Origin of the sequence: Roseofilum capinflatum BLCC-M114, from assembly GCF_030068505.1 — a bacterium.
In the GTDB taxonomy this organism is placed as follows: Bacteria; Cyanobacteriota; Cyanobacteriia; order Cyanobacteriales; family Desertifilaceae; genus Roseofilum; species Roseofilum capinflatum.
This window is the reverse complement of record NZ_JAQOSO010000031.1, coordinates 16,105-30,478: the sequence shown is the minus strand read 5'-3', so window position 1 is coordinate 30,478 and position 14,374 is coordinate 16,105. Positions and strand designations below refer to the sequence as shown.

The following is a 14,374-nucleotide window of genomic DNA, read 5'->3' as shown; positions in this document are numbered from 1 at the left end:
AAAAAAGCGAGCTGCTTTTAGAATATCAAGTAATGTTTGACGATCGGACTTCATAGATAATCTCTGCATTTCCTAAAATTTCTTCACGTCGCAGCCAATTTTCGCTACGCTCTATCGCCCTTTTACTCACAAAATCCACCGGTCTGCACACTAATTTCTCTAGTTCCTGCTGCATCTCCAATAGTTTAAATAGTCCCCAATGAGCATCTGGAGAGAGGGTGAATAAGAAATCGATATCGCTGTTGGAGTTAAAATCATCGCGCAAGATAGAACCAAAGACTGATAATTCAACAATTTGCCAACGCTGACAAAAATCAGCGATCGCCTCTAACGAGATCTCAAGATTAGACTGCCACCTCATGACACCTCCAGCCTAACTCTACTTACCTAGATATCTCTCTCAATTTTGCCATATCTTGGTAGCCTGATATCGCGCTATACTGAACACAGCAGTCAATTTCCTATGGCTACTGACGTGACGACTCTATTGCAATTAACCACAGAAATCCCGTTAAATACTTGGCTCTCTGCTCCCTGGGAAGAGTTCGTGAAACAGGCTGATGCTCCAGAATCAGATCAGCTCAAAGGCTATTACTATCAGGGAAGAATGAGATTTGAACCCATGTCTACTGGCTCCGATCATTCTAAAGACCATACCACAATTATTCTTAGCGTTGGCTTATTTGCGACTCTTCAAGGTATCCCAATTAATGGCCATGATAATTGTTCCTATCGCCGATCGGGAGTGTCTGAATTTCAGCCAGATGCGTCCTATTACATTGGGGAAAATGCGGATGCGATTCCTTGGGGAACGAGGGTGATTGATGTAGAGGTGTATCCTTTGCCGAGTTTAGCGATCGAAATCTCGGATACCTCTCTAGGGGATGATTTGGGCGCGAAACGATTGCAATATGAGGAGTTAGGAATTCCCGAATATTGGATTGTGAATGTGCAAGAGCAGGAAATTATCGCTTTTGCGATCGCCCCCGATCACAGTTCCAGACGCATCCGCGAGTCGCAAGTATTACCGGGATTGCGCTTAGAAATTTTAGAGCAAGCCTTAGCGCGATCGCGTCAAGAAAATCAGTCAGCGACTACCGCTTGGTTAATGGAACAGTTCCGAGCTTAAACCCCCGTATGTAGCGAAAAAGATTACCATCACGAAGACTTGTGAGCCTCCAGTAATTGCATCATTCCCGACTCATCAAACTCAGCAGCTAATTCTAGGAGGCGATCGCAAAATTCTTGATATTGGGTTTCCTGCTCTTTTAACTGCTGTGCTTGGACTTCTACACTCTCGATATCGCCAATTTTTACCGCATCATACAAAGGTTTTAGCTCCCTTTCATGGGGGAAAAGCATCTGAGACTGAGAGAGTTCTGATGTAACATTCTTTTCTTCTTCCTCGTAAATCCATTGCAAGTTTAAGTATTTTTGCAGACAAGCCAAGAATTTCTCGATATCTAACGGTTTATCGATAAACTCATTGCATCCAGCCGCGATCGCCAAACTTTGATCGGCCAAGGATACACTTGCACTAGCGGCTAAAATAGGTAACTTTTGAGAATAAGATTCCCGAATGTTTCGCGCCAACTCATACCCATCCATTTCTGGCATCATAATATCCGTAACCACAAAATCGGGTTCAAATTCCATCAATTTCTTCAGTCCTTCACTTCCATTCTCTGCTTCTGCCATGACAAACCCTAATGGATGTAACACTTCAATCACAACAGTACGGTTGATCGGGCGATCGTCAACAACCAGAATTTTTTGCCGTTTTCCACTATAGCCAACAATCTTTCCTTGTTTTGATACAGTTGCCCGGCTCACCCATTCCTCAGACAGAGGAAGATCGACTTCAAACCAAAAAGTGCTTCCTTTTCCTAAAGTGCTTTGCACTTCAATTTTACTCCCCATCATCGCCACAATTTGACTAGAAATAGTTAACCCTAGACCCGTCCCTTCTGACTGTTTAGATCGAGAACCCACTTGTTCAAAGGGCAGAAATATTTTTTCGACTTGTTCAGGAGTCATTCCTACTCCTGTATCTTGGATTGTGAAGCAAACTCTTACAGTAGACTGGAGTGAAGTTTTACTCTCATTTTTCACTGATTTCTGTCCTGAATCCTGAACCGTAGTAACGGTAAAGATCACTTGACCCTGCTCAGTAAACTTAATCGCATTTCCCAACAAGTTTAGTAACACTTGTCGCAGACGTTTTTCATCGGCTTTTACTCCCTTTGGTAAATGATCGGAAGGTTGAAAATTCAGGGTAACACCTTTATTTTCTGCCCGTACTCGCGCTATTTCTGCCACCCCCAGTAAAAAAGATTGAAAATGAAAATCTTTGGGCGCAAGTTCCATTTTTTTAGCTTCAATTTTAGCCAAATCGAGAATATCATTAATCAACGTCAGTAAGTGGGAACCCGCTTGTTCAATCACTTCTACACCCTTGCGATATTGATTTAAGTCTGTCGCACGGTGCATAATTTGTGCATAGCCTAAAATACCATTCAAAGGGGTGCGTAATTCATGGCTCATATTCGCGAGAAATTCACTTTTCGCTTGGTTGGCACTATCAGCCGCTTCTTTAGATTTTTCCAGTTCAGACGTGCGTTCAGCCACTTTTTGTTCTAAGTGAGTAAAGGCGGATTTCAGTTGAGTGGCCATGCGATTAAAAACATTGGCCAGAGTATTTAACTCAGCAATCTTACCCTCAACAACTCGTCCTTCTAAATCTCCCTGAGCGATGGCTTCTGAGGACTCAATTAAGGAAACAAGGGGACGGGAAATCCAAGATGAGGTATAAAGCCCTAAGCAAATGGCTAAACCTAAAGCAATTAAACAAATCAAAATAGTGCTACGAGTGTTAGCGTTAATTTGCTCCATAAAATCTGATTCAGGAACCACCACCACAATCAGCCAATCTAAGTTACGACCATCAGAAAAAGGCAAGACTTGTACAAACTGCCGTTCATTATCGATAGAAAAAGTGAGTTGTTGGCTCTGATTAATTAGAGTTAATTCTCCAAATTCTTCTTCTAGATAGCGAGCGGCAGCCTGGATCAGAGGATCGTCAACTTCTATGGCTTGTAGTCGAGTCGCTTTCTGGTCTTCGGTAATCTTAAATGGCTCTACATCTACGGAACTGGCGACCAATTCTCCAGAGCGTTCAACAATAAACGTTTTTCCAGATTGACCGACGTTTAGACTGTTCAGAAAGTCATTGATTTGTGCTAAACTAAAGTTTACAGTAAAAACTCCAAGAAGGGTATCTGTTTCACTATATAAAGCATGACTCGCATTAATGGCCAAGACAGATTGGGCATACAATGTATGAATTGCACTCCAAGCTGCATCCCCTTCTTCGATGGGAGCGCGATACCAAGGACGGCGACGTGGGTCGTAATCAGGAAAAACATTTAAAATCTCTCCTCTCTCTCCTGTACTATCGGCTGCATAAATATGTAAATCACCTGGAGCTTGGGTTAACCAACTAATGCGAAATGAACCATCTGTTGTTGTTCTATCAACAGAAGTATATTGTCCTCGTTCACTGCCAAAAGAAATGTAATTAAGCGATTTAAATGATTCGAGTTGCTGACGGAAATATACTCTCAAGTCATCTTGGTCATCTACATTTAACTTGCCGAGTTTGACCATATCTTCGTTGATGTGGTTAATCGTATGGGGCAGTTCCATGTAACTTGTCAGGTTTTCTTCAATTCGAGCTGTAATTTCCTGACGCAACTGAGCTGTAACATCGTTAACTGATTTTTGACCATTTCGTAAGGAAAGCCATCCGGTTAATCCCACTACGGCAAAGATTTGCAATACAAAGGGAACAATAAGGACAAGTCTTAGGGAAAGAGAGCGGGGAAAGTTAGAACGGTTCATAGATTTTTCTCTAGTTGGAGTTAGCCAGTCATCCCTTGAGGGATGAATTACTGATTTTTATCCAACTGTATTCAAACATGAATCTTGATAAATTTATGTTAGCTAGAACACTCTCATCAATTTTTTAGGCGATTATTTTTGGGTATGTTGTTCTGAGTCCAATCAGTTAATTTAAAGTTGGGATTTTTTGTTGCCGAAAAAATGTTGAGTGTCTGCTCGATCAAATTTTCACGTAATTATCCCCAGAAATGCAACAGTTTCAAGCTTAAATTCAAGCATAAATTTATAGTCCTAAGTCTGAGTTTTCCGGTGCGGGTGGTTCTGATGGAGAAGCTTCTGGTGCTGTCATCTCTGGGTTCATCACTTGTGCTAACAGAGCTTCATCAATTTGGGCTTTCAGTTGGGTATCTGTTGCTAAATTGCGGGTAATGTCATTAAAGCGCGTCGGGGTAAAACCATATTGTGCATTAATGGCTTTGGCTTCAGTACAAAAATTAACGACGACTTCTATTACTTCTGAAGATAAACCCGCCATACTCTGGGGATCGTTGCAAATAATAATCGGCGCTACACCACTATCAACTAAGGTTTGTGCCCGTCCGAGAGCGACTTGGCGAATGGGTTCAATTTCTAGGATTACTCTGGCATAATTTTGCACTTCTTCCGGAGTTAGGGTTACGGGATCGACAGGAGCAGCAGAGGAGTTGCTCTCCTGTGGAGAAGATCCACAAGCGCTAAAAGAGATCGCTAAAGCGGCGATCGCCCCCCAATGCCAGATTCTTTGTTTTACATTCATCATCTGTAACTTGCCCTCAATCTTCAGCAACTAGGCCAACAAATCCACCAAAACTTGGCGCACCCGCTCCAACTCTTCGGGAATAATTTGATGGGCCATATCGAACTCTTCATAGGTTACCGCAATTCCTTTATTTTGTAACTCCTCACGGGCATTTTGTCCTTTAGCGAGGGGAACCACCGGATCGAAACGACCATGAAAGATAAACACCGGAGGCTGATGGGAAAATTCCACTTCTGCATGTAAATAACCACTCATACAAATTAACCCCGCCAACGGTAAAGAAAACCCCACATTAAGCGTCATGCCTCCCCCTTGGGAAAATCCGGCTAAAACCGTTTTTTCTAACGGCACTCCCGTTTCTGCTGATAAGCTTTCTAAAAATTGTTTGAGCTGCTGATAGGAGGCTTGTAATTGCTGAGGGTTAGGAAAGTTCAAATCGTACCACATTAAGCCCCCCGGAACTTGGGGATGGGGAAAGGGCGCATTAGGAAAGATAAACTGATAGTCGGGTAAATTGAGTGCTTCGGCTAGGGGGTATAAATCTGGGGCATTTGCGCCCCAACCATGGAGGAAAATCACTAACCCCTGGGGAGGTTGGCTAGAGGAGGGAAATTGTAGAGAATTGAGGGACATAACTATGGAATAGTGTTGGTCATTAATTGATGCATCGCCAAGATCTTGCCCTCTCCCTATATCCCTCTCCCACGGGAGAGGGACTTCTCTCCCCTTCTCCTGCGGGAGAAGGGGCTGGGGGATGAGGGGCAATCGTTATATACAGCAGTTTTCGCTGTTATGTGGGACATCTTGATCCCCCTAAATCCCCCTTAAAAAGGGGGACTTTCCTATTCCCCCCTTTTTAAGGGGGGCAAGGGGGGATCTTTTCCTACTGTCCACCGATACAGCGCAAAGCGCTGTAACTCATTTAGGTTGGCTATAGAGATTAGTTTAAATCGTTTGGGTTTAATATCATATCATCCTGGATTACCTCTTGAATGCGATCGCTCTCTCCTCGCAATAATAAGCAATCATCGGCTTCTAACTGCATGGCTGCATCGACTGGATTATACAGTTTTCCATGGCGACGGACGGCTTGAATCACGACCTGATATTTTTGCCAAATTCCACGGGGAGTTAGTTGAATCAGATCGGAAGTCGGGGAAAGGGTTAACCAATGACTGATCCCCTCTACGATGGCACTGCGTCCCTCAACTAAATCGCGAAAGGCAGAGATTTCTTCCGGTTTACCCACGACTAATAATTGATCCCCCGATCGCAAGGTCATTCGATTTTTAGGATAATAGACCAGATCATCCCCTTGCTGAATGGCCATCACCGTAACTCCGGTAAGATGACGGATATCGGTTCCGCTTAAGGTCATCCAATCTAAAGAAGAAGTTTCCGAAAGTTTCACCCATTCATGATGTAGAGATTCTGTGGCATCATTGAGCCATTTCTGTTGTAGTCCCATCAAATTTTCTGGGAGGACACTGCGATAATGATCCCGGTGGATGGCTTGAATCACCGATTGAATTGCCCATTGAGATTCGCCTAATGTGGAGAGTAAATGAGCGCCCATTTCTAGGGCGGCTTCAAATTCCGGTTGTACCACTTCTTGGGCCCCTAATTGGGTGAGAACATCAATTTCACTATTATTATGCGATCGGGCGACTACATCCAATTCTGGGGCAAATTCGAGGGCAAGTTTGAGCAGGAGCCGGGTACTTGCTGGATCGGGAAGAGTAATTGCTAGGGCTTTGGCAGCTCCTAAATGGGCTTTTTCTAGGACTAATTCTGAGTCGGCATCGCCAAAAATATAGGGAATACTTTGATGTCTGAGCCGTTGAATGGCAGCTTCACTATTGTCAATAACTAAGAGGGGATAGCCTTGATTGTGCAAAATTCTAATAATGGCTTGCCCGATGCGCCCGTATCCGGCAATGACGACATGATTTTTTAGGGTTTCGGGTATGGAGAGGCCTTTGATTTCTTGTTGACGCAGGAGCTGATTGAGTCCAGGAATTTGATTGATCCATTCGGCGAACCGGGGAGCAAAGCGAATGCTAATGGGGGTGATAATTAGGGTGATGGCAGTTGTGCCGAGGATGAGTAGATATTGTTCGTTGGTTAACAAACCCAGCTCAAAGCCTTCTAGGGCGAGGACAAAGGAAAATTCACCGATTTGGTTTAAGCCAAAGGCGGCGATCGCGGCAGTCTTAAAAGAGTAGCCAAATTTGAGGACGATGGGGAAAATAATCAGGGCTTTGCCAAACATCACCATCATCACTAATCCGAGAATAATGCCGAAGTTATCGAGCAAAATTTGCGGATCGATTAACATGCCGATGGAGGCAAAGAAGAGGCTGGCAAAGGTATCGCGCAGGGGGAGGACTTTGGCTAGGGCTTGATCGGCGTACTCAATTTCGGCAATCATTAAACCGGCGACAAAGGCTCCCATTTCAATGGATAATCCCAAATGGGCAGTCACCAGGGCAACGCCTAAGCAAAGGGCAATGGTAGTGAGGAGGAAGAGTTCGCTGCTTTCGGTGCGGGCGATGTTTTTGATCAGGGAAGGAACAACCCATCTTCCGAGGGCGATCGCCAATCCCAAAAAGATGCTAACTTTCAGTAAGGCGGCTCCTAATGTGGGCCAAAGGTTTTCGGGCGCATCGAGAGCCGGTAAAATCGCTAACATTAATCCCAAGGCTAAATCCTGGGCAATTAAAATCGCTAACATCACCTGTCCATGAAGGGTGTTGACCTCTCCGCGCTCGGTGAGAGTCTTCAGTACCACGGCGGTAGATGAGAGCGATAAAATCGAACCCAAGAAGATTCCTTGCGTCCAACCACTGACCCAACCGAGGAGGGTGGAGGCGATCGCCACCAAACTTAAAGTTAAGCCAATTTGTAATAAACTGCCTTGAATGGCAATTTCTTTCACCCGTTTTAATTCTGCCAGGGAAAACTCTACCCCCAAAGCAAACAATAAAAAGGCAACCCCAATCTCCGCCAAAGGTTTAATTTGTTCCGCTTCCGTCAGCAGTTTTAAGCCAAAAGGCCCCACTACAAACCCACTAACCAGATATCCTAAAAGTACCGGTTGGCGCAGGCGAGTCGCTGCATATCCTCCCAGGGCAGAAGCACCCAAAACGAGAGTTAAATCGAGGATAAAATGATGATCGGCTGCCATATTATCTGTCAATATTGGGGATAGATGCGTTTATAGAGACTGAGAATTTAGTAAATAAAAATAGCTCCCGTACTTTGAATATCAATGGCCTGACCAATGCCATCGCCCACCCGATCCGGTTTATCCGTGCGAAGAATTTCAAACGTGATAGATGAACTGGAATTTATGGTAATATTGTATTCAAAATTAATCTCTTCATTTCCTCCATCTAGAGGCATATACCCAATCCTAATATTCGCCTCTGGATCAGCAAGAGTTAAGCTGGTTGTTTCGCCTCTACCCAAGGAATCTGGCACTTTCATGGGTGAGTCAACTGTTAGATCATAGTCTAGATCTAAGCCAGTGCGGTTAACTAACTCAACCGTCATCGGAAATTGGGGATTGTCAACACGGGCGATCGGTTGCCAAAATCCTTCCTGATAGGTACTTGCAGGAGGCGTTTGACTTACCGCAGCCATCCCCATCGAGAAAAAGAAGGATAACCCTAAAACGACTTGAATTCCTGTTTTGATCATGGTTAAACCACTGTAAGACACTGCTCTACAGTTTATCATTTTTAGGCAAGTCCGATCCATTTTTTTGATTTTTCTCTTCAGCGTCTATCGGCTTATCCTTATCTTCTGAAGGAAGAGATTTAAGGGAGACAGGGCTAGGGACAGTCCTGGTTTTATTCGCCTGAAATTGAACTAATAGCTCTAAATCCTTCAGGGCTTTTTCTGCTTTTTCCACTTTGTCCACAAGAGAAGTTGCCACTTGACTTCCGGTTTGGGCAAATTCGGTAAACTCCTGAATTCTTTGACGAAAGCGATTAGCCACCCGTTTCATTTGTTGCCCTGCTTCAAAGGTTTGAGTCACCAGTTGGCTAATTTCTGAGCTGACACTACTAAATCCTCTCATTTCTGAACTCATTTGATTGGCAATGATCGCCAGTTGCACCGCTAGATGACGCACCTGTTGACTCACTCTTTCAATCAGTTTTGAGGTTTCATCAATCGTTTGCAGTTCTTCTTCTAACAAATCCCCTGTTTTGACAATTTTATCCGTTTGATTACAAATAACACTGACTCCGGAAGATGTGGCACGAAACGCCCGTTTACCAGATTGAGACAAAATTTTTCCAATTTGAATAAATCGATGATTCAAATCCGCAACTTCTTCATTCTTGCGAACTAATTCCTGTTGCTGTACTTCTAACAGTTGATTTCGTTCATGGATGACGGCTAGTTGATCTTCAAGCAGTCGGGAGTAAGCTTCGACCTTTTGATGTTCTCGTTCTAGTTTAAGGGTGTTTCTTTGGGCTTCATTTTGTTTATTTTCAATTTCTTGATTTAAATCAGAGAGAATTTGAGATTGTGCAAGGATTAGAGTTTGAAATTCTAATAAAAAGTAAGCCGATATGCCGGGAACACTGGGTTCTTGAAAGACTACAACTATCGGTTCATAAATCACGTTTGGATCGCGAGATAAGACGATATTGACGGCTGTGCCAATTTTTTCAGTATAGGAAAGTTGCAAACACTTTCCTTTGGTTTTCATATTGTTTAAGAAGTATTGAATAGGAGTTTTTAGAACTTTCTGTGTACCGTAGCTTTCACTTAAGTGTTCATAAAATAAACGCCGAGAAATCATTCCCAACAGGCGACCCGGCGTGGCGATAATTACCCCTGCTAGGTCGGGCCGTTGATCGAATTGAGTTAAGACAACTTGGGTTAAGGTTGTCGGGCTGACTTGAAAATCTTGGAGATTTAAGTCAAGTAAGCAGGAATCGAGGGTGAGTTGAGCAGAATGGCTCATGGGTCAAGGGGGATGGAGAGTGCAGCACTAACCATAGTTGGAGTATAGATAAAGAGAACAATACCATTGGGGTTGTGTTTAATATACTCGTCATTTTGGGTTTCTGGTAGGGGTGGATGGGCAGGATTAGGCCACAGAACAACCATAAGATGACCAATTGATGGCTTGTTGAAAATGGGGATGTTGGAGTAAGTCGGTGGCGGATGGGGGGATCAGGGGTCGAGAAAAGAGATAACCTTGTCCGTATTCACAGCCAAGCTGTTGCAGTTTGGAGCATTGAGCTGGGGTTTCGATGCCTTCACAGACGAGTTGCGCCCCCAGATTATGGGCTAGGGTGATGATGGTTTGGGCGATCGCCTCTTTACTGCCATCGGTTTCAATCCCATCGACAAATTCCCGGTCAATTTTAATCTGATCTAGGGGGAGTTGGTGCAAGCGACTGAGGGAGGAGTACCCTGTGCCAAAATCATCGATGGACAGTTGCACGCCTAATGCTTTGAGTTGATGCAAGATGGACGCATCGACTTGGGAGGTTTCCAAAAAGCTGGTTTCGGTAATCTCTAAATTTAAGCAATCACCGGGAATTTGGTGCGATCGCAATAATTGCTCAATTTGCTCCACCAAATTCACCTGTTTGAGCTGCAATAAGGACAGATTCACATTCAACACAATATTCAAACCTTGGGGGATCTCAGCTCGCCATTGCTGCAATTGACGGCAACTTTGCTCGAGTACCCACCAGCCCAAGGTGCTAATCAAGCCAATTTCCTCCGCAACGGGAATAAATTCTCCCGGTGAAATCCATCCTTTCTTAGAATGCTGCCATCTCAATAAGACCTCAAAACCCTTTAATCCCCCCGTCCTTAAACACACCACCGGCTGATAGCATAGGGACAATTCTTCTAATTCTAGGGCACGAGTTAGATCGTGTTCTAGCTGCAACCGAGCTAAAGCACGCGGATGCATGAGTTTTTCAAAGCAGACAAACCGCCCTCCCCCTTGGGCTTTCGCCTGATACATCGCCAAATCTGCATCTCGTAACAGTTCTTCTGGGGAATGATAATCCTGATGACCAAACGTAATCCCAATACTTGCGCCCAAGGAAAACTCATAATCTCCCATCCGGAAGGGAGTCCGCATGAGGGAAACTAACCGTTCTGCACTGGCGATCGCCTCTTGAGGATCGTCCATAGCTGTTAATAATACCGCAAATTCATCCCCCCCAAATCTGGCTAATGTATCTTTAGGAATATCCCGATCTAAGTTACAGTACGGCCCTGCATGAATCCCACTTAGGGAAGTTTGTAATCTCTGAGCCACCTGTTTTAATAAATCATCTCCCACCAAATGTCCCAAACTATCATTAATAATCTTAAACCGGTCTAAGTCAATAAATAAAATGGCATATAATCCTGTTTTTTCCCTTTGATATCTATGGATAACTTGAGCCAAATGATCGATAAACCAAGTGCGATTTTTCAAACCTGTGAGTTTATCATGGTAAGCATCATAGTGCAGTTGTTCTTCTGCCTGACGACGGGCTGTAATATCTTCTACTGTTCCCTCATAATAGACAACATTACCTTCCTCATCTACAACCGCTCTTTGAGTCTCTGAAATCCAAATAACTTCACCATCTTGTCGATACACTTCAGACTCGAAATCATACACAATTCCTTGTTCTTGCGTCAATTTCTTCAGATGTTGACGACGATTTGGGTCAACATACAGTTGCCGATCGATATCGGTCAAAGACTCAATTAAGGACTCTGGGCTATCATATCCATACAAATGGGCTAAAAATCGATTGGCACTTAAATAACGGCCATCTGGGGTACTTTGAAAAATACCTTGACTAATGTTTTCAAATATGCTTCGATATTTTAATTCCCTCTCTCGCAGAGCAGATTCTGCCTCTTGGCGTTTGAGTTCCTGGTGATGGGCACTAATAAAGCGAGAAATGTCCTTAGCCATTAACTCAATCATCTCACGATCGGCTTCAGTAAACGGTTGTTCGCGGACTTCTGAAGATAGGAAGCTGAGGACACCATAGATTTTATCTTCTACAATAATTGGAGTACCTAAGTAAGATTCTAGATTTAAGTTCTTATAGGGAGGACATTGTTTCAGTTGAGGATATTCTTGAATATGCCCAAAACCAATGGTTTTATGGTGATAAATGGTTTCCGAACAATCTGAGCAGTATTGATCCGATAAATTAAAACAAGTTCCTGGTTTTAACTGGGGAAAATTACTTTCTACAAATTCTAAGCAAATAATCTGCTGATTGACATTGGCAATAAATCCCGTAGTCAGTCCAAACAGTTGGCATCCGGCTTGTAAGTAGGCGGAAAATAGTTCCTCAAAATCATGATAATTACCGGTACTCAAGCGGTGGAGATAGGTCAGCCGGGTACTAAATTCAGAAAGTTTTTCCGCTTGCTGGTAACGTTCGGTTAAATCTAAATCAACACAATAGAATTCAGGCTCTGCTTGGGCATTGTAAAGTAGAACATGGCTGCAAAAAACGGCGATCGCCTCCTGGTTTTGATTTCTGGCGATTAATTCCCCTGGAGCCATGGGAGTTCCTTGGGTAATCCAGTTCTGACACCCTTGGCGTAGTTGGTTCGTTAGTTCGGGGGACAGAATTAGGTCGCCTAGGTTCTTGCCGATCGCCTCTTCCGCCTTGTATCCGTATAAATCCTCACTAGCTTTATTCCAGAAAAACACCTTCAGATCTGAGTCATATCCCTGTACCGGAATTAAAGGGACTTCTTCAAATAGGTGGCGAAATCGTTGCTCGCTTTCTCTTAAGGTCGCTTCACTTTGACACCGTTCAATCGCAATTGCCGCTAACCGCGTCGCAGATTCGATCAGTTTTTGATACTGCTCTGTCGGCAGGCTAGGACATCGAGCATACAAGCAAAATGTGCCTAAAACTTGATCTTGCAAGGAAAAAATAGGCATTGACCAAGCCGCTTGTAAGCCATAGCATAGGGCCAGATCTTTATACTCCCTCCATAGGGGATCGATCGCAATATTTTCGACAATGACCGGTTCCTTGCGATAGGCCGCTGTACCACAAGATCCGGAGCCTTCGCAGATGGGTAAACCATCAATGGCCTGATTATAGTTGGGGTGTAATTGGGGCGCTGCCACCAACGTTAAGCAGTTGTTTTGTGGGTCTGCGAGCAGAATTGAGCCTAACAGTTCTGGGGCTTGACTTTCTAAGGCCTGAATCAGTAAGGTTAAGGTTTCTGAGAGGGGGGCATTTTTGGCGATCGCCTCTAGCACCTGTTTTTGTCCATCTAGCCACAGTTCCTTGTATTTGCGATCGCTAATTTCAGTAAGCGTTCCCATCATCCGATCCGGACGATTATCCTCATTCTTAAATACCGTTCCCCGATCGAGTACCCAAATATAGTGCCCATCATGGCAACGCATACGAAACTCTAATTCATAACTGTTTCCGGTTTCTAAGACTGAATGCATCATTTCTTGATGCTTTTGTCGATCCTCTGGATGAATCAGGGAGAGAACTGTCTCGAAATTCGTGTCTATTTCCTGGGGCTTAAGACCCAGAAGCTCATAGAGTGGGTCATTCCATATCACCTTATCCGGTTCTATGTCCCAAATCCAAACCCCATCCGTTGTCGTTTCCATCATCAAACGTAATTGAGCGTCTTGGGTTTCTAGATGGATTGGTTTCATTCCCCCACGATCCTTGCTATTCATATATACCTGAATCGATCTTGACTATAACTTAAAACCCTATTCACGTCATGAATATGGATCTATTGTACAAAATAACCGCTTAACTGAAGTCAATATAGATACAGGTTTGGCCGTTTGGTCTAATCGTCAATCCAGGGTAAGCTAAAAGATCAAACCGATCAATTTATAGAAGTCAAAGCCTATGCGATCGCCTTCTCTACTTCGTTGTATACAACTAACTTGCCTTTCTCTTCTGCTTGTGCTGACCTCTTGGAGCATTACTCCTGATGCCTTAGCACTGACTCAAATTAAAATCTCCGATCTCTCCTACGAAATGTGTCCTCCAGAAATAGGTGAAGGAGCAGTCACCAGTGGTGGGTTATCTCAACCAGCCAACTGCTTCCTCATCCATGGACAAGCCACTAACCCGACAGGAAAAACCGTTTATGATGCTGATATTTTTGGTCGCGTCTACGATGCCAACCGCAACCCTGTCATGCAAAATCGGACTCGTTTGGGGTTAATTGAAGAAGTGCCACCGGGAGTCAGTGACTTTGAACTGAGAATCTCAGTGGCTGCCAATCAACCCACTCCCTTGATCCTAGAGCAATTCAAGGCTGCGGGTTTTAGTGGTCGAGTTCGGCGCTAAAAGCCCAATGACCCCTGGGCAAAGGAGACCTGAAGACTGTTAAACACACCGCTCAAAAATTGCAGCAAGAAAATTGCCAAAATGGGAGAAAAGTCTAGTCCCCCCAGGGGCGGAATGATCGACCGGAAAATATTCAGATAGGGATCGGTGAGCTGACTCAGGAGGGAAAATGGGGGATCAAACCAGTTGATACTGGGAAACCAACTCAATAAAACTCGAACAATCAGGAGTACAAAGTAAATTTGACAAAAGGTTGCTAGGGTGCTGGCAAGCAAGTACATAGGGATTCTATTCCTCAGAGATTACAGGATCAGTTGTTTTCTAATGTACC

12 protein-coding genes are annotated in these 14,374 nt (G+C 43.9%); 2 read left to right on the top strand and 10 right to left on the bottom strand.

The window, feature by feature from the left end:
* Positions 1 to 25 precede the first annotated feature (25 nt).
* Positions 26 to 361 carry a nucleotidyltransferase family protein gene (locus PMG25_RS07120; protein ID WP_283766209.1) on the bottom strand — a complete coding sequence of 112 codons (336 nt, stop codon included), beginning with the start codon at positions 359 to 361 and terminating at the stop codon, positions 26 to 28.
* A 102-nt stretch (positions 362 to 463) separates the two neighbouring features.
* On the opposite strand from PMG25_RS07120, the gene PMG25_RS07115 reads away from it, so the two are divergent.
* Positions 464 to 1,129 (top strand): Uma2 family endonuclease, encoded by a 666-nt coding sequence (locus tag PMG25_RS07115; protein WP_283766208.1) that lies wholly within the window; start codon positions 464 to 466, stop codon positions 1,127 to 1,129.
* A 29-nt stretch (positions 1,130 to 1,158) separates the two neighbouring features.
* On the opposite strand, the gene PMG25_RS07110 is transcribed toward PMG25_RS07115, so the two are convergent.
* The 8 genes from PMG25_RS07110 to PMG25_RS07075 all read right to left on the bottom strand — a co-directional run bounded on the left by PMG25_RS07110 (position 1,159) and on the right by PMG25_RS07075 (position 13,391).
* Entirely contained in the window at positions 1,159 to 3,900 is a 2,742-nt protein-coding gene (locus PMG25_RS07110; RefSeq protein ID WP_283766207.1) for a hybrid sensor histidine kinase/response regulator, read from the bottom strand.
* Positions 3,901 to 4,183: 283 nt separating this feature from the next.
* Positions 4,184 to 4,699 carry a DUF4168 domain-containing protein gene (locus PMG25_RS07105; RefSeq protein WP_283766206.1) on the bottom strand — a complete coding sequence of 172 codons (516 nt, stop codon included), beginning with the start codon at positions 4,697 to 4,699 and terminating at the stop codon, positions 4,184 to 4,186.
* Positions 4,700 to 4,726: 27 nt separating this feature from the next.
* Positions 4,727 to 5,332 carry an alpha/beta hydrolase gene (locus PMG25_RS07100; RefSeq protein ID WP_283766205.1) on the bottom strand — a complete coding sequence of 202 codons (606 nt, stop codon included), beginning with the start codon at positions 5,330 to 5,332 and terminating at the stop codon, positions 4,727 to 4,729.
* Between the two features lie 307 nt (positions 5,333 to 5,639).
* Positions 5,640 to 7,886: a monovalent cation:proton antiporter family protein gene (locus tag PMG25_RS07095; RefSeq protein ID WP_283766204.1), complete on the bottom strand. Its 2,247-nt coding sequence runs from the start codon at positions 7,884 to 7,886 to the stop codon at positions 5,640 to 5,642.
* A 47-nt stretch (positions 7,887 to 7,933) separates the two neighbouring features.
* A complete protein-coding gene (locus PMG25_RS07090; protein ID WP_283766203.1) occupies positions 7,934 to 8,401 on the bottom strand; it encodes a hypothetical protein in 468 nt (155 codons plus the stop codon).
* A 25-nt stretch (positions 8,402 to 8,426) separates the two neighbouring features.
* Positions 8,427 to 9,680: a hypothetical protein gene (locus tag PMG25_RS07085; protein WP_283766202.1), complete on the bottom strand. Its 1,254-nt coding sequence runs from the start codon at positions 9,678 to 9,680 to the stop codon at positions 8,427 to 8,429.
* Positions 9,677 to 9,826 (bottom strand): hypothetical protein, encoded by a 150-nt coding sequence (locus tag PMG25_RS07080; protein ID WP_283766201.1) that lies wholly within the window; start codon positions 9,824 to 9,826, stop codon positions 9,677 to 9,679. Before PMG25_RS07080 ends, PMG25_RS07085 begins: the two co-directional genes overlap by 4 nt.
* Complete coding sequence (locus tag PMG25_RS07075; protein ID WP_283766200.1) at positions 9,807 to 13,391, bottom strand: EAL domain-containing protein; 3,585 nt, start codon at positions 13,389 to 13,391, stop codon at positions 9,807 to 9,809. The genes PMG25_RS07080 and PMG25_RS07075 overlap by 20 nt, the downstream gene beginning before the upstream one ends.
* Positions 13,392 to 13,596: 205 nt before the next feature.
* Between PMG25_RS07075 and PMG25_RS07070 the strand changes: the two genes are divergently transcribed.
* Positions 13,597 to 14,043, top strand: coding sequence for a hypothetical protein (locus tag PMG25_RS07070; RefSeq protein WP_347178765.1), 447 nt, complete (start codon positions 13,597 to 13,599; stop codon positions 14,041 to 14,043).
* On the opposite strand, the gene PMG25_RS07065 is transcribed toward PMG25_RS07070, so the two are convergent.
* On the bottom strand, positions 14,040 to 14,324 hold the full coding sequence (locus PMG25_RS07065; RefSeq protein WP_283766198.1) for a YggT family protein: 285 nt from the start codon (positions 14,322 to 14,324) through the stop codon (positions 14,040 to 14,042). The genes PMG25_RS07070 and PMG25_RS07065 overlap by 4 nt on opposite strands.
* Between the last annotated feature and the right edge of the window lie 50 nt (positions 14,325 to 14,374).